19 protein-coding genes are annotated in these 14285 nt (G+C 49.8%); 14 read left to right on the top strand and 5 right to left on the bottom strand.

Going from position 1 to position 14285, the window contains the following annotated elements; all coding sequences use genetic code 11:
• The first annotated feature begins 63 nt into the window (after window positions 1–63).
• Window positions 64–1422 carry a M20/M25/M40 family metallo-hydrolase gene (locus tag NWE93_05080; GenBank protein MCW3999591.1) on the top strand — a complete coding sequence of 453 codons (1359 nt, stop codon included), beginning with the start codon at window positions 64–66 and terminating at the stop codon, window positions 1420–1422.
• A gap of 91 nt (window positions 1423–1513) precedes the next feature.
• Entirely contained in the window at window positions 1514–2050 is a 537-nt protein-coding gene (locus tag NWE93_05075) for a metallophosphoesterase (GenBank protein ID MCW3999590.1), read from the top strand.
• Here NWE93_05075 and NWE93_05070 read toward each other — a convergent pair.
• On the bottom strand, window positions 2047–2397 hold the full coding sequence (locus tag NWE93_05070) for a hypothetical protein (GenBank protein ID MCW3999589.1): 351 nt from the start codon (window positions 2395–2397) through the stop codon (window positions 2047–2049). The genes NWE93_05075 and NWE93_05070 overlap by 4 nt on opposite strands.
• A 219-nt stretch (window positions 2398–2616) precedes the next feature.
• Here NWE93_05070 and NWE93_05065 point away from each other — a divergent pair, with 219 nt between their 5' ends.
• Genes NWE93_05065 through NWE93_05055 form a run of 3 tightly spaced genes read left to right on the top strand, consistent with a single transcriptional unit; the run spans window position 2617 to window position 3439 of the window.
• The gene (locus tag NWE93_05065; GenBank protein ID MCW3999588.1) at window positions 2617–2766 is read left to right on the top strand and encodes a hypothetical protein; all 150 of its coding nucleotides are present in this window, start codon (window positions 2617–2619) and stop codon (window positions 2764–2766) included.
• 1 nt (window position 2767) lies between these two features.
• Complete coding sequence (locus NWE93_05060; protein MCW3999587.1) at window positions 2768–3007, top strand: hypothetical protein; 240 nt, start codon at window positions 2768–2770, stop codon at window positions 3005–3007.
• A gap of 51 nt (window positions 3008–3058) precedes the next feature.
• On the top strand, window positions 3059–3439 hold the full coding sequence (locus NWE93_05055) for a YkgJ family cysteine cluster protein (GenBank protein MCW3999586.1): 381 nt from the start codon (window positions 3059–3061) through the stop codon (window positions 3437–3439).
• On the opposite strand, the gene NWE93_05050 is transcribed toward NWE93_05055, so the two are convergent.
• A complete protein-coding gene (locus NWE93_05050; protein MCW3999585.1) occupies window positions 3434–3613 on the bottom strand; it encodes a hypothetical protein in 180 nt (59 codons plus the stop codon). The two genes, NWE93_05055 and NWE93_05050, sit on opposite strands and share 6 nt — an antisense overlap.
• A gap of 223 nt (window positions 3614–3836) precedes the next feature.
• Here NWE93_05050 and NWE93_05045 point away from each other — a divergent pair, with 223 nt between their 5' ends.
• From NWE93_05045 to glgP, 4 genes are all read left to right on the top strand, one after another.
• Complete coding sequence (locus NWE93_05045; GenBank protein MCW3999584.1) at window positions 3837–4046, top strand: hypothetical protein; 210 nt, start codon at window positions 3837–3839, stop codon at window positions 4044–4046.
• Between the two features lie 62 nt (window positions 4047–4108).
• On the top strand, window positions 4109–5113 hold the full coding sequence (locus tag NWE93_05040; protein MCW3999583.1) for an adenylosuccinate synthetase: 1005 nt from the start codon (window positions 4109–4111) through the stop codon (window positions 5111–5113).
• A gap of 48 nt (window positions 5114–5161) precedes the next feature.
• Window positions 5162–6295 carry a trypsin-like peptidase domain-containing protein gene (locus tag NWE93_05035; GenBank protein ID MCW3999582.1) on the top strand — a complete coding sequence of 378 codons (1134 nt, stop codon included), beginning with the start codon at window positions 5162–5164 and terminating at the stop codon, window positions 6293–6295.
• 137 nt (window positions 6296–6432) lie between these two features.
• Complete coding sequence (gene glgP / locus NWE93_05030) at window positions 6433–8112, top strand: alpha-glucan family phosphorylase (protein MCW3999581.1); 1680 nt, start codon at window positions 6433–6435, stop codon at window positions 8110–8112.
• 6 nt (window positions 8113–8118) lie between these two features.
• Here the strand turns inward: glgP and NWE93_05025 are convergent, their stop codons facing one another.
• Window positions 8119–8541 (bottom strand): HIT family protein, encoded by a 423-nt coding sequence (locus NWE93_05025; GenBank protein ID MCW3999580.1) that lies wholly within the window; start codon window positions 8539–8541, stop codon window positions 8119–8121.
• A 94-nt stretch (window positions 8542–8635) separates the two neighbouring features.
• On the opposite strand from NWE93_05025, the gene NWE93_05020 reads away from it, so the two are divergent.
• Window positions 8636–8920: an iron-sulfur cluster assembly protein gene (locus NWE93_05020; protein ID MCW3999579.1), complete on the top strand. Its 285-nt coding sequence runs from the start codon at window positions 8636–8638 to the stop codon at window positions 8918–8920.
• Between the two features lie 14 nt (window positions 8921–8934).
• Here NWE93_05020 and NWE93_05015 read toward each other — a convergent pair whose 3' ends face one another.
• Window positions 8935–9696 (bottom strand): ABC transporter permease, encoded by a 762-nt coding sequence (locus NWE93_05015; GenBank protein ID MCW3999578.1) that lies wholly within the window; start codon window positions 9694–9696, stop codon window positions 8935–8937.
• Window positions 9693–10682 carry an ATP-binding cassette domain-containing protein gene (locus tag NWE93_05010; protein MCW3999577.1) on the bottom strand — a complete coding sequence of 330 codons (990 nt, stop codon included), beginning with the start codon at window positions 10680–10682 and terminating at the stop codon, window positions 9693–9695. The genes NWE93_05015 and NWE93_05010 overlap by 4 nt, the downstream gene beginning before the upstream one ends.
• A 137-nt stretch (window positions 10683–10819) precedes the next feature.
• Between NWE93_05010 and NWE93_05005 the strand changes: the two genes are divergently transcribed.
• The 4 genes from NWE93_05005 (at window position 10820) to NWE93_04990 (ending at window position 14234) form a co-directional block, all read left to right on the top strand.
• Window positions 10820–11257, top strand: coding sequence for an OsmC family protein (locus tag NWE93_05005; GenBank protein ID MCW3999576.1), 438 nt, complete (start codon window positions 10820–10822; stop codon window positions 11255–11257).
• A gap of 91 nt (window positions 11258–11348) precedes the next feature.
• The gene (locus NWE93_05000; protein ID MCW3999575.1) at window positions 11349–12122 is read left to right on the top strand and encodes an ABC transporter ATP-binding protein; all 774 of its coding nucleotides are present in this window, start codon (window positions 11349–11351) and stop codon (window positions 12120–12122) included.
• On the top strand, window positions 12119–13816 hold the full coding sequence (locus NWE93_04995; protein MCW3999574.1) for a hypothetical protein: 1698 nt from the start codon (window positions 12119–12121) through the stop codon (window positions 13814–13816). Before NWE93_05000 ends, NWE93_04995 begins: the two co-directional genes overlap by 4 nt.
• A gap of 193 nt (window positions 13817–14009) precedes the next feature.
• Window positions 14010–14234 carry a hypothetical protein gene (locus NWE93_04990; GenBank protein ID MCW3999573.1) on the top strand — a complete coding sequence of 75 codons (225 nt, stop codon included), beginning with the start codon at window positions 14010–14012 and terminating at the stop codon, window positions 14232–14234.
• Window positions 14235–14285 lie beyond the last annotated feature (51 nt).

Here is a 14285-nt window from a genome sequence, read left to right as displayed (position 1 = left end):
TAATAGACAACAAAACACACTTAAGAATAAAAAAACATGATGAAGGATGTAGGAGCACAAAATATGCACATCAAAATTCTAACTGAAGTACAAGAGGAAATCACCTCTCTGCTCTCAGAGCTAATCAGCATAAACACCACAAACCCGCCTGGAAACGAAACCCACGCTGCCCAATTCATCGCCGACTACCTCGCCAAAGACGGCTTTAAATGCGAAATAATCGAATCAGCCCCCGGCAGAGGCAGCCTAATCACCCGCCTCAAAGGCACAGGAGAAAAACCCAACCTGCTACTGCTCTCACACCTCGACGTCGTCGCCGCCAACCCCGCGGAATGGACAGTTGAGCCCTTCGCTGGTACAGTTAAAGACGGCTACGTCTACGGCAGAGGCGCCATAGACATGAAGGGCATGATGGCAGTGGAACTGGTGACTCTTCGGCTGCTTAAAAGAAACGGCGTCCCCATTAAAGGCGACGTTGTTTTGGCGGCAACGGCAGATGAAGAACGCGGCGGCGAAGAAGGCGCCGGGTACCTGCTGCGTAACCACAAAGAGAAGCTCTGGTGCCCCTACGTGCTTAATGAGGGCGGCGGCCTAGCGATTCCTCAAAACGGCGTTAACGTTTATCCAGTCCAGACCGCAGAGAAGGGCATATTATGGTTTAAAATCAAAGCCAAAGGCACCCCGGGCCACGGCTCCACCCCCAACATGGCTGATAACGCGCTTGTACGCATAAACAAAGTCATCACCAAACTCTCAGAATACCATGCCCCCACAATTTATGTCTCCACCCTAAAAGAGGTCTTAGGGGAAGTCGCCAAGAACAACCCTGCCCTCAAAGAGACGATTACGCGTCTACTAAACAATCCCCAGCAAAGCGACCAAATCCTCAAAGAACTCGCCCAGAAAGACAAGTCGCTAGCTCAAGAAATCTGGCCTCGAACCAAAACAACCATAACCCCCACCATCGTCAAGGGCGGCATCAAAGAAAATATTATCCCCTCTGAATGCGAAGTAACCTTTGATTGCCGTGTGCTGCCCGGGCAAAGTGTCGATGAAACACTTACATTAATCAAATCGATGCTTCAAGAATTAGACGATGGAAAATTAAGCTATGAAATCATTCAGATGCATGACGGCTCAGAGTCGACCACCCAAACCCCCCTCTACCAGGCCATCAGCAGCACTCTGCGCGATCTTGAGCCGAACTGCGGTGTTACCCCCAACTTAACGACCGGCGGAACCGATTCACGCTTCTTTAGAGAAACCGGCAGCGTCTGCTACGGTTTCCATCCGATGCGCCCCGACGAACCCAACGATGAACTAGAGAAACGCATGCATGGCATCGATGAACGCATAACCGTGGAGAACTTGGTCTTCGGCGTTAGCGTCTTCTACGAAGCGGTTAAGCGCTTCATGACTTAACACCCTCCATGCTTTCTTTTTTACATACCATTTTTTATTGTTGAACACTGCATATGATATAGCACCTGCATGACTAAGAGGCAACTATGCCATGTTAAACGGACTCGTCACCAAAGAGCCGCCTACACAAAAAGTAGTCAAGACGGTGGGGTTAATCTCCGACACCCATATCCCCAAAAGAGCCCACTGCATGCCCAAAAAGGTGCTGGAAATCTTTGAGCAAACCGACTACATCATACACGCAGGCGACCTAGTCGAATTGGAGGTTATCGATGAACTCGAGCAGCTTGCGCCAGTACTGGCAGTGCACGGCAACATGGACGGCATGGATATCACTGGCGCTCTTCCAAGGCTTAATTCACTTAGGCTTTTTGACTGGAAAATCGGTGTGATGCATGACCCAGACATAGCCTTCGGGTTTAACCGTATGCGGGAACTCGTCAGGGAGCATGGCTTTAACGTCTTTGTCTATGGGCACACGCATGTTGCAAGCGTAAAGTGGGAGGGCAAAACCCTCTACATAAACCCGGGCAGCCCCACGGTTCCCCCGTCTGTTATGGGAAAACTTTCAGTGGGCATCCTCAAAGTCACCAACGAATCCATTACACCCCAGATAATTGAGCTTTAACCAAACAGCAATGGTCCATAGAAGACCGCGTAGAGCACTATGCCTAAGATCAAAGCAATAAGCCACAGCGTTAAAGTGACTGCCATGAACTTTTTGCGGGGAAAACAGCCTTTTACGTCTTTTCTAAACCGCCAAGCCACAACCAGCCAAAGCCCCAACACAAAGGCAGCTGCACCCGATATTGCGTGGATAATGACTGCGAAGTAGACGGCTTCAGTTAAAATAAAATCAGGCGAAACCAAGAAGCCAAAGGATGGAATCATCACAAGAATAATCGAGATCGCATGGGCTATCACCGCCGCCGCCATGACGGCTCCATGCTGGGCGAATTTTAGTTTAGTTTTCAAGAAGTAACCATAGAAAAGGAGCGCTAGAATGAAAATTTGGATGACTAATACAGTTGTCGCAACCGACAGGGGCTCAAAAACAGACATAACTATCAATCACTAATTGATGGCTGAGCGCTATAAGCTTTCACTTTCAGTGACCCCTCCCCTCAGCTACGCTGTCGTTTGATGCTTCCCCTTAAAAGCAAAACGGCCCCAACTTAAATCTGAGGAAGAAATATGGAAAAAACAATCGAACATTGCAGAAACCCATGGAATGACCACTGCACAAGTGAAAACATCAAGCTCTACATCCAAATAAAAGGCGAGAACCTCCCCATCTGCCAGCAATGCTGGAGCAAAATCGCAGAGCAAAACGAGGAATGGTGAAATGGAGAGCTTTTGCGCAAACAGCGCAAGGTCCTATCTGGGACGAAACGTGAATCTGCACCTCAAAGACGGCGCAGTCATAGTAAACGTACACCTAACAAAGCTACATAAAGCCGCGGGTAAAAACAACGGCCAAATCGAGTATGCATCCAGCGGAAGCCAGAAAGCAAGCCGCTTGCCACTTAGAAACGTCGCTTATGCCGAAATGCTTAACGGCAACTTGATGAGTAACTCGGCTTAAAGCAAGATGTTTAGCTAAACGCACAAATACCTCCGGATTCATTTGGCGTTTATGCGCTGCTCAAACTGTGGCGTCTGCTGCACCGAAACCGAGATGCTGCTCTCGCAGAAAGATATCGATCGCCTAAGGAAACTCGGCTACCCCTTAGATCTGTTTGTTCGCTTCGACAAACAAGGCTACGCAACCCTCAAAAACCGCGGCGGCTACTGCGTCTTCTACGACCTCAAAAACCGCTGCTGCAGCGTCTATGCATCCCGGCCCTCAGGCTGCAGAGTTTACCCTGTCATCGTCGATGAGGATAAGGGAATAGTTCTTGATTCAATCTGTGAAATGAGATGCACAATATCTGAGCGTGAAAAAGCTTTGAAGGGTAAGCGTGTGGTGCGGCTTTTGGAAGTTATCGATTCTGAGGCATCTAGGCGGCGGCTATGATTCCTTGTTTAGGTCGGCTTGGGCTTTGCATTGGTAGCAGATGATTGGGGTGTCGTCTTGCTTTTTTGCTTGCTGGTTGGGTATGATGCTGGTTCGGACTAGTCGGTTGCATTTGTCGCAGAAGTATTGTACTTCGGCTACGCGGTCGTTAGATTGGACGATTTTTATGGGCACTTCAATTTGCCTCTTGGATGCTCTTTTGAGGTTTCGAGGATCTGCTTTTTGCTCGGTTGGTTTGGGCAGGGTTCATGCGTTTTTCTAGGTTTTTGGTGCACTAGTTGGAGTTTATTTGTAAGCTATTACCCTCTACTCTTTCTCCGTACAGTACGGTACGTAACGTCGATATATAATTAGCGGTTACCGTAAAGAGCCGCAAGTATTGCTAAACCTTATATAAATGTACGCTTGGTATCTATGCAGAGAGGGGAACGGCCTGCCTAAGAAAGGATACAAAACAATCACTGTCAAGACTGAAGTTTACGATTATTTCTTTGATGAATGGCTCAACGTAAAAGAAGAATATGCCATAAAAAAAGGCATACGAAGCTTCTCTGCGTACGTCACTTACTGCTTAGCTAAACTGATAAGCGAAGACAAAAAACCCTAAAGCACACCCGTCTTCCTACACGTTTAAATAGCTATGCGATGACTTGTCAGAGGGTAACAGTTATGCCATGCCAAGTAATCGTCGGCGCCTTCTGGGGAGACGAAGGCAAAGGAAAAATAATCTCGTATTTAGCCCTAAAAGACAACCTTGACTTCTGCGTTAGAACAGGCTCAGTGAACGCCGCCCACACCATCTGGTATGAAGGCAAAAAATATGCTCTCCACATGGTTCCCGCAGCATTCATTAACCCCAAAACCCGTCTTCTCATTGCGGCAGGCGCCAACATTCATGTTCCCCAATTCTTTAAGGAACTCGAGTTAACCCAAGTGGATCCTAAACGCGTAGGCATCGACCAGAACGCCTCGATAATTGAGCAGAAACACAGCGACCAAGATAAAGCCTCAGCGGTTAACAAGGGCATAGGCACCACAGGTTGGGGCGTCGGACCCGCTATTGAAGAACGTGTTAGGCGCACCGCCAAATTAGCCAAAGAAATCCCTGAGCTTAACTCGTTTATCTGTGACCAAATCAGCGAGGTCAACGACGGCTTAGATGCAGGCAAAAAGGTGCTTTTGGAGGGTACGCAGGGCTTTATGCTTTCGCTTTTCCTCGGCGGCGGCTATCCATACGTGACCAGCCGCGATACAGGCGCATCCGCCATTGCCTCTGAAGCAGGCGTTGGACCCACAAGAGTCGACGATGTCATCGTTGTCTTCAAATCTTTCATCACCCGCGTGGGCGCTGGTCCCTTGCCAGGCGAAATCAGCAAGGAGGAGGCGCAGAAGCGGGGCTGGTTTGAGGTTGCCGCTGGAACAGGCAGAGACCGCCGCAGTGCACCCTTCAACTTTGAGTTAGCCAAGCGAAACGCGAAGATTAACGGGGCAACGCAAGCCGCCATGACTAAACTCGACGTTATCTACCCGAGTTGCAAGGGCGCGCGGAAGTATGATGATTTATCCAAAGAAGCCAAAGAATTCATTAAAGAGGTTGAAACCCAGACTGGTGTGCCAGTGACTTTGATTGGAACTGGTCCAGAGGCGTTGGATATAATCGATCGCCGTGTATAGCAACTTTTATTTCCTGTCTTTGCAATCCTGTTTCGAGGCATAAGATGTATGTTAACGACTAAGGGCCTCGGTAAGGGCTCCGCCAACACAGTTGCTGTACTCTTCATTTTAGGATTATTAGTTGGCGGTTTACTCATGTATTATGTCACCTACCGGCAGGTAACAACTCTCAACAGCGAAATCGCAGACCTGCAGAACACAGTTAACCGCATTGAAGGCACCCAAAACGTAACCTACCAAACCATCACTATCCTCCAGAACGGCACCTCCTTAGCTGACTTATACGCCAACGTACGTGACTCAGTCGTTTTAATACAGGGCCAAACTGACAGCGGGGGCGTTCAGGGCTCAGGGTTTGTTTACTCCTTTAACGGCAGGGATGTCGTGATAACTAACTACCACGTTATCGAAGACACCACCGGCTTAAGTGTAACCTTCTCTAACGGCAAAGGCTACCCTGCAGATGTTTTAGGACAAGACCCCTACGCTGACTTAGCGGTGCTCTCGGTTAACGCGCCCGCATCGGAGTTTAAGCCCGTGAACATCGTGAGTTCTTCGCCTCTGCGTGTAGGTGAACCCGTCATTGCCATCGGTAACCCCTATGGGCTAGTGGGCTCGTTGACTACAGGCGTTGTCAGCGCCACGGGACGCAGCATAACCGAGGACACTGCAGGCGGATACGCCATAGCCAACGTTATCCAAACCAGCACCCCAATTAACCCCGGCAACTCAGGTGGGTTACTTTTGAATTCACTTGGAAATGTCGTGGGGATAACCACCGCGATTGTCTCTGACTCACAGGGACTTGGCTTTGCCATACCCTCGAATACGATTCTAAGAGAAATCGGTTCGCTCGTAAACAGCGGCAGCTACAATGGCCACTCGTACCTCGGCGTAACTGGCACCGATATGAGTTATCGATCAGCGCAGGATACAGGGGCAACGGTTACCTATGGTTGGCGGATAGCTTCGATTGCCAGGGGCGGACCGAGCGATGGCGCATTAACCGTCGACGACATCATAATCGGCATGAATAATCAGACTATCAAAAACAACGATGATTTAGCAAGTTACCTTGAACAGAACACCTCACCCGGCGACGTGATTAACTTGACAGTTGTAAGGGATGGCTCTCAGATTTCTGTGGCTGTGACTTTAGGGCCGAGGCCTGCTTCGACATAATTTCTTTCTTTTGTTAGTTTGTTTGTTGACGGGAAATCAGTAGTGTCGAGTAAAAATGGTTATTAAAAGCCAAGTCTATGCAGTAAGAGTATCGTGAGGCCGCTGGTCCACGTTAATGATTTGGTGGGAGGGGGAACATGCAAGCAAATGACTTACAGGGTGTGCTAAAGGGACAAAAGATTGCTTACTTCTCAATGGAGATAGGTTTAACAAGCGAAATCCCCACGTACGCAGGCGGCTTGGGTACGCTGGCTGGTGACGCTATCCGCTCTGGCGCTGACCTTAAGCTACCCCTAATCGGAGTCACATTGATTAGTAAAAGGAACTATTTTACCCAGAAACTTGATGCCGAGGGCAGACAATCCGAGCTGCAAAGCGAATGGAACCCCGCTAAATTCATGACGCTTCTGCCCAACGAGGTTCAAGTGCAGATTGAGGGGCGCACTGTCAGGGTTAAGGCGTGGCTTTACACTTACCGAAGTATAACCGGCGGAGTTGTTCCTGTCCTGTTTTTAGACACAGACTTCGACATGAATTACCCGCAGGACAGAGAAATCGCCTATTACCTCTACGGGGGAGATGAGCGGTACCGCCTAAAACAGGAAGCCATACTGGGATTGGGCGGCGTACGCATGCTCGATGCATTGGGCTTTAAAGTGCGCAAGTACCACATGAACGAGGGGCACTCTAGCCTTTTAGCCGTAGAGTTGCTGCGCAAATACGATATGGACGCCGAGAAGGTACGGGAACTCTGCGTTTTCACCACCCACACCCCGCTCGAGGCTGGGCATGACAAATTCAACTATGACTTGGTGACGAGCGTTCTTGAAACGTTGGATTTGGGGCTGCTTAAAAAGTACGGCGGAGACGAACGGTTAAACATGACCCGACTCGCGCTTAAGCTAAGCAACTACGTTAACGGGGTAGCTAAGCGGCATCAGCAGATTTCCAGCCAAATGTTTTCCGGCTACGAAATCCACGCCATAACCAACGGCGTCCACTCCTTCACTTGGACGGGGGACAGCTACCGTAAAATATACGATAAGTACCTGCCCGGCTGGGCGATTGAACCTGAGCTTTTAGCGAAGGTAGAAATCATTCCTGACTGCGAAATCTGGGCGGCCCATCAAGAACAGAAAAAGATGCTCATTGATTTTGCTAACCAAAAAACCAACGGTCACCTAAGCGAGGACGTCTTCACGTTGGGGTTTGCGCGGCGGGCAACGGAGTATAAGCGGGCAACTTTGCTCTTCTCAAACATTGAGCGGCTGCGTTCGATCAGCCACAAGGGCAAGATACAGGCTGTATTCGCTGGGAAAGCGCATCCGCGGGATATAGGCGGCAAACGGCTTATAGAGCAAATCTACGGCTACGCTAAGCAGCTTAGAGGCGACCTTGAAGTGGTCTACTTGGAAAACTATGACATGGACATCGCTGCCAAGATGGTTGGCGGGGTGGATGTTTGGCTTAACACTCCCCTTCGGCCCATGGAGGCGTCGGGCACCAGCGGCATGAAGGCCGCGCATAACGGCGTCATAAACTTCAGTGTTCTCGACGGCTGGTGGATTGAAGGCTGGATTGAGAACCTTACCGGCTGGGCTATTGGTCCACATTCAACCCAGACCATCGACGCGGATAACCATTCAGTGAAGGAAAGCGAGGACCTCTACAATAAACTCGAATACGTCATCACCCCAATGTTCTACGATCGCCCCGACGAATGGATAAAGATGATGAAGAACAGCATCGGCAAAATCGCCTACTACTTCAACAGCCACCGCATGATGCGCCGATACGTAACAGAAGCCTACCTCTAAACGCAGCTAAATCATCGCGTCCAAAATTCTCTTAGCCATCTCATCGAGTCTGCTGCGTTCAACCTCTTTAAGTTCGCTGAAGCGCGGCAGCGTCTGACCCAGAAACCGCGGCACCACATGCACGTGCAGATGGAAAATGTCTTGTCCCGCGGCTTTGCCGTTCTGCTGGATGATGCTGACTCCGTCGGCTTGGGTGGCTTTTTTTATGGCGACGGCAAGCTGCTTTGAGACGATGTGGACTTGCCCGAGTTCTTTTTGGGGGATGTCGAAGATGTCAACGTAGTGGGCTTTGGGGATAACCAGCGTGTGTCCTAGGTTGAGTGGCCTGATGTCGAGGAAGGCTATGGTTGTTTGGTCTTCGTAGAGTATGCTAGAGGGGGCTTGTTTAGCCACTATTTTGCAGAATATGCAGTTTTCGTCGTATGCCACCTAATTCACCGCTAACGTGTCATTGCCCTATGTATCAATCAGTTTATATTTTATTTACCTTTCATATATTTTATCTAACCAAGATGTGAACTTTATGACTGAACTCGAAGACAAGGTACATCAAGCAGTTGGTAAAGTACAGGACCCCGAAACCGGGCAGACATTCGAGGAGATGCAGATGATTCAAAGCGTCAAAGAAACTGCTCCAGGCACGGTAAGTGTCGAGTTTGTTCCAACCAGTCCCTTCTGTCCAATCGCCTTTAAACTCGCCTCCGACATCCGTGACGCCGCCAAATCCGTTGGGGGAGTGGAGAAAGCGCTTGTTTACTGCCGCGGTCACGCGATGGAAGAGCAAATCAACGAAATGACCAACAAATAGGCATTTAACTCATTTTATTTCATCCTGCTAAATGCCCAGGTGCCCACTGCAATCATGGCAACATCAAATATGCATATGACCGCTAGGTTTACTGGTAGCGGATGAATTGGTGTCCAAGCGGGACCCAGAATCACCGTTCGCAGTGCGTCGATGCCGTAGGTGAGGGGATCAAAGGTTGATGCTATCTGGAGCCATTGGGGCGTGCCTTCTCCGGATACGGGGAAGAGGGCGCCGCTGAGGAAGAACAGGGGCAGGTTGATGAAGGTTTGGATGGCGCCAAAGTTTTCTAGGCTATCCATGAAGCTGGCAATTATCAAGCCTAACCCCACAAGCCCAAAGGTTATGAGCAGCATAATCGGCAGCGCCGCAAGTAGCGTGAGCGGGTTAAATGGGATGCCTAAGAGAAAGCCGAAGGCAAACACGATGACGCCCTGCAGCAACGCGGCGGTGCTGTCCCCGAACATTTTGCCCAAAAAAATCGTGAAGCGTGAAACCGGAGAAACCAAGATTTCTTTCATGAAGCCGAATTCTTTGTCCCATATTACGCTGATTCCCATGAACATGGCTGTGAAGAGCAGGGTTTGCCCGATGATGCCTGGGAAAAGAAACTGCTGATAGCCTATGCCTGGGATAAGGAGCCTTGAGCCGAAGCCGCCGGCGAAAACCACCAGCCACAGCAGCGGCTGCACGAAGCTGATGATGACTCGGGCGCGGTCGCGTAGAAAACGTTTGATTTCACGCAGCCAAAGCGTGTAGAGTGCGCGTGTCTCCGTCATTTCACTGCTCTCCTCTGCGCCGCCGCGAGGCCATGTAGTTCTTTTGTGGAGTCCTGGCGAATGGAGCGTCCAGTGTAGCGTAGAAACACGTCTTCAAGGTTGGGTTCCCTTGAAACCAGCGATTCCACGTATATGTTGTTCTGGTAGGCAAGCTCCATGATGCGGGGCATCGCTGATTTTGCATTAAACACCGTTATCTCCAAGGAATCCTCCACACGGCGGACCTGCTTAAACCCCAGCCACTGAGAAACAAGCTTCGCCAGCGTCTCAAGATTGTTTGCTTTAACCGTGACGACATCGCCCTCGAGGGTTTCCTTGAGTTTAGGGGGAGTATCTAATACCACGACTTTGCCATGATCCATGATGGCTATGCGGTCGCTGAGGCGGTCTGCCTCGTCCATGTAATGAGTGGTTAACACCACGGTTATGTCATGGGCTTCTTTGAGTTCACGGATGTATTTCCAGATGTGATCGCGGGTCTGCGGGTCCAAGCCGACGGTGGGTTCATCGAGGAAGAGGACTTTGGGGTAATGAAGCAGGCCCCTGCCCAGCTCCAGCCGCCTGCGCATGCCGCCCGAGTAGGTGCGTAGTAAATCATCCGCGCGTTCCTCGAGCTCAACCAGCTTTAAGGTGTGTTCTATGCGCTGTTTCTGTTCTGAGGCGGGGACGCCGTAGAGGTTCGCGTGCATGTAGAGGTTTTCTCGGGCTGTTAAGCGGTCATCTATGCTGGGGTCCTGGAAGACTATACCTATGGATTTGCGGACTTTGTTGGGTTCCCGCACGATGTTGTAGCCGTTGACTGTGGCGGTGCCCGAGGTGGGTTTAAGGATAGTGCAAAGCATAGAAACCGTAGTGGTTTTTCCTGCCCCGTTTGGACCCAGTAAACCGAAGATTTCGCCGGTTTCCACTGTTAAATCGAGGCTGTCGACGGCTTTTAGGGTGCTGTAGGCTTTTGTAAGCTTCTGGGTTTCAATTGCATGGGGCATAGATGTCAGCTTTAGCAAAGAAGTTTGGCGGATTTAAGGGTATTCTAAGAGCGAAATCTGTTTTTGGGGACACCCAAAGAGGCGCTTAGCATAATAATTAAATCTGTTCGCAACCATTCTGCTTTGGAGATGTTTTTGTGGTTGTACTCGATTTTGAAGGCGTCGCCACTTGGAGTGGCGGAACAGAATGCAGCTTATTCATCGGAGGCAAACAAATCGCTACGGTTAGCCCTCCGCCCTCGTTTGGAGGCAAAGAAGGCTACTGCAGCCCAGAAGACGTATTCGCCGCTGCCTTAGCCTCATGCATGAACACGCTGTTTCTGTTAATTGCTAAAAACAGTCAACTGGCTCTCAAAAAGCTGGAGACAAAAGTCACAGTTAAAATGAATGCGGAGGGCATGGAGAAACTGGTTTTCACCGACGTGCATTTCGCCATGAACGTGGGCTTGGAGGATGACAGCGAGCATGAACGCAAAAAGGCAACCATGGTGTATCGGTTGGCGCAGAAGATTTGTCCGATTCGCCAGTCATGGGGCGAGGATGTGCCAATCAGTTTCATACTCAGCTTTGTTTAGTCAGGGGTTTATTTTCTCTTTTTTGTTTCTCATTATGTTTTGGGTATAACTTAAATATGTAAAATCGCCTATTTGCAAGCGGTGTACCTAGATGAGTAGCCAGTATGCAGTTGAGCTTAGCGGCGTTACAAAACGCTATAACGAAATAGTTGCGGTAAATAACATCAGCTTAACAATTCCCAGAGGCGAAATCTTTGCGTTGCTGGGCCCTAACGGCTCAGGGAAATCTACCACGCTAAAGATGCTGCTTGGACTCGTCACACCCACCGCTGGGCAAGTAAACGTGTTGGGTCTAGACGTATCTAAGGATCCGGTTGGCATAAAGCGTCAGGTCGGCTATGTGCCCGAATCCCCCACTGTATACGAGTTCCTCACTGGCATAGAGTACTTGGATTTCATCGGCGACATCTACAATGTTTCCGCCGCCGAAAAGCAGCAGCGCATAAATGAGTACCTTAAGGCGCTTGAGCTTAAGGGCCGAGAAGGCGACATGATAAACAGCTACTCAGACGGCATGAAAAAGAAAATCAGCCTCATCTCAGCTTTCCTGCATAAACCCAAACTCTTAATCCTCGACGAACCCCTAAACGCGCTGGATCCCCGAAGCGCCCGCATCGTTAAAGATTTCCTCTACGAACTTAAAGCGCAGGGCGTCACCACTATCCTCTCAACGCATGTGCTGGAAATCGCTGAAGCCGTATGCGACCGCATAGGCATCATGTATCAGGGAAGCATCTTGGCTTTGGGCAGCATGAATGAGCTGCGTGAAAAAGCGTCTCTTCCAGGCTCAGGGCTAGAAGACATATTCCTCAAGCTTACAGGCACGGGCGATTTACGAGCTGTCGTTGAGGAACTGTTGAAATGAACTGGAAAAACGTCCTCTATCTGCTGCGGGTCGAGAGGAAATCAGGCAGACTAATTAGAGGCATCAAGACCACCCGCTACACCGAGCATGGCGTGCTGGCTTACTGGCCCTACTGGGTCGCCGCGATCCTGGGCGTAGCCATAGGGTACCTCGCTAACTATGTCGCCGGCTTATACTACTCCTCCCCCGAGGCAGTCGGCACCATAGGCGATGCAGCGCTGGGCTTCTTCATTGCATTGCCCACCATCGTGCTATTGATGAGTATTGTTTTCTCGATGCTTCAGCAGTTCCAAATCAACAGCAAAGTCACCTCGCAGGTGATGTATTGGCTGCCTATAACCTGGCAGGAGCACACCGCCGCCTCTGTCCTAGCTAACCTGCTGGGGTTGCCTCTGGCGATAGTGACTGGTGCCGGAGCAGGCCTCATCGTTTTCTCGTTAACCAACGGATTAATCGGCCCTGCATTAATCACGACTTTAGCGATGCTTGCATGTGCATTCATCGGCAGCTCAATTACCGAGCTTGTCGGTGTACTTGTCGTCCGCTTCACCGGCGCAGTCTATAAGTCCAGTGGGAAAGCCGCGGTTTGGATTCGCCTAATCAGCACACTTATCGTAATCGCGGTGCTCTACGTCATCTACTTCTCAATAATCACCGGTACAGGCGCAACAAACTTCCTCCAAACCCTATCTAACGTGCAGTCGACTTTCTGGTTTATTCCTTTCCTTTGGCCCGCCGTCACAGTCTTCTATTTGATGACTAGCGAGTGGGTGTTTGCCTCAGTATTCATTGTGGCCAGTGTGCTGTTTATGGTTGGGTTATTCTTCCTTGCAGTGCTGGCAAATCAGCGCTACGGATTATATGAGCCCCCGGCAATCAAAGTCCAAACCAGCGGGGTCTACGCGCCCAAAGCAGGCATACTGGGCAGACTCGGCTTCACCACCGTTGAAGCAGCAATAATCCAAAAAGACATACGATCCTTTACCCGACGCCGAGAATTAATAGGCATATTCATAGTGCCCATCGTCTTCATAATCGTCCCCATCTTCAACTCAATGAGCCTATCCGGCCAATCCGGCAGCGGCGCACCCGTCGAGGTCAATTTGATGTTTGAAGCCATGATTTTCCTGGTGCCCGCCGCTTTGATGGCAATGACGCTGGGCAACATGCTAATCGGCGAAGAGGGACAGGCAGTGTGGAGAATATATGCCTCACCGATTTCGCCTAAGAATCTAGTGAAAAGCAAATTTGCGTTCTTAGCGCTCTTCTCGGTTGGCGTCTTGGTAATCACGGGGATCGTTGGAATTCTCTTCTTCCATCCAACCACCCAGATTATCGTGCTGGCCGTACTGGCGGGGCTATTCTTGATCTTTGCGCTAGGCTCCATAGGATTAACCTGCGGGTTTAAAGGCGCCGATTTCTCGATGTCTAGACGCCAACGAATGATCCGTCAGGAATGGGCGCTGATCAGCCTGCTCGCCTGTTCTCTAGCTGGCTTAGCCGTACTGGCACCTCTGGTACCGTATCTGATTTCAACCCTCCTGCCCACGATCTTTCCGATAGGACCCATGGGTTGGCTTGAGCTGTCGATTTCGCTGGTTATAAGCGGCGTCATAGCTGCTGTGATAACCGCGGTCTTCTACCGAATCAACATCGGTCAAGCAGACGAGTTGATACGGAAAGCTGAAATCTAAGCGTTCAACGCTTAGACTCCATTTTTTATTTTAAATATGCTATTTTTGCGGTTTAATGATGCCCAATTGAGGGGTAGATAGCAAGAATTGTGTACATGCGTTTAACTGTTCTACACTTAAACATATTGAAAACATATTCCTAACCAATGTGTTCGGCTTGTGGAGGATGATGTTTAGAAAAGCGGGGTAAAATATGCAGGCAGGGGTCGGTTCATTGCTGTTGATTACTTCTACGGTGATGCTATCATGCTTCGTCGTTAGCTTTGCAGTAAGCGTAGCCGTGCAGGTAGTTGAAAACCAAGATGTCTTAGCTGAAGAACAGTTGGCAAGGCTGAACAGTTGCTTCAACCAGACAGTGCCGCTTTTTAATCAAACGCAACCACCAGTCACCTATGATGCATCACCGTTACCTCCCTAATTTTTTCTTGTTTCGTCCGTTAACAGACAAATTTAAATGCAATAACATGAC

This window comes from Candidatus Bathyarchaeota archaeon (genome assembly GCA_026014735.1).
Lineage (GTDB): Archaea > Thermoproteota > Bathyarchaeia > Bathyarchaeales > Bathycorpusculaceae > Bathycorpusculum.
The sequence above is the reverse complement of the archived record's forward strand: the minus strand, read 5'-3'. Positions and strand labels throughout refer to the sequence as shown.

Coding starts and splice junctions, on each gene's coding strand:
- NWE93_05080 (MCW3999591.1), top strand. CDS start 64: ATGCACATCAAAATTCTAACTGAAGTACAAGAGGAAATCACCTCTCTG.
- NWE93_05075 (MCW3999590.1), top strand. CDS start 1,514: ATGTTAAACGGACTCGTCACCAAAGAGCCGCCTACACAAAAAGTAGTC.
- NWE93_05065 (MCW3999588.1), top strand. CDS start 2,617: ATGGAAAAAACAATCGAACATTGCAGAAACCCATGGAATGACCACTGC.
- NWE93_05060 (MCW3999587.1), top strand. CDS start 2,768: ATGGAGAGCTTTTGCGCAAACAGCGCAAGGTCCTATCTGGGACGAAAC.
- NWE93_05055 (MCW3999586.1), top strand. CDS start 3,059: ATGCGCTGCTCAAACTGTGGCGTCTGCTGCACCGAAACCGAGATGCTG.
- NWE93_05045 (MCW3999584.1), top strand. CDS start 3,837: ATGTACGCTTGGTATCTATGCAGAGAGGGGAACGGCCTGCCTAAGAAA.
- NWE93_05040 (MCW3999583.1), top strand. CDS start 4,109: ATGCCATGCCAAGTAATCGTCGGCGCCTTCTGGGGAGACGAAGGCAAA.
- NWE93_05035 (MCW3999582.1), top strand. CDS start 5,162: ATGTTAACGACTAAGGGCCTCGGTAAGGGCTCCGCCAACACAGTTGCT.
- glgP (MCW3999581.1), top strand. CDS start 6,433: ATGCAAGCAAATGACTTACAGGGTGTGCTAAAGGGACAAAAGATTGCT.
- NWE93_05020 (MCW3999579.1), top strand. CDS start 8,636: ATGACTGAACTCGAAGACAAGGTACATCAAGCAGTTGGTAAAGTACAG.
- NWE93_05015 (MCW3999578.1), bottom strand. CDS start 9,696: ATGACGGAGACACGCGCACTCTACACGCTTTGGCTGCGTGAAATCAAA.
- NWE93_05010 (MCW3999577.1), bottom strand. CDS start 10,682: ATGCCCCATGCAATTGAAACCCAGAAGCTTACAAAAGCCTACAGCACC.
- NWE93_05000 (MCW3999575.1), top strand. CDS start 11,349: ATGAGTAGCCAGTATGCAGTTGAGCTTAGCGGCGTTACAAAACGCTAT.
- NWE93_04995 (MCW3999574.1), top strand. CDS start 12,119: ATGAACTGGAAAAACGTCCTCTATCTGCTGCGGGTCGAGAGGAAATCA.
- NWE93_04990 (MCW3999573.1), top strand. CDS start 14,010: ATGCAGGCAGGGGTCGGTTCATTGCTGTTGATTACTTCTACGGTGATG.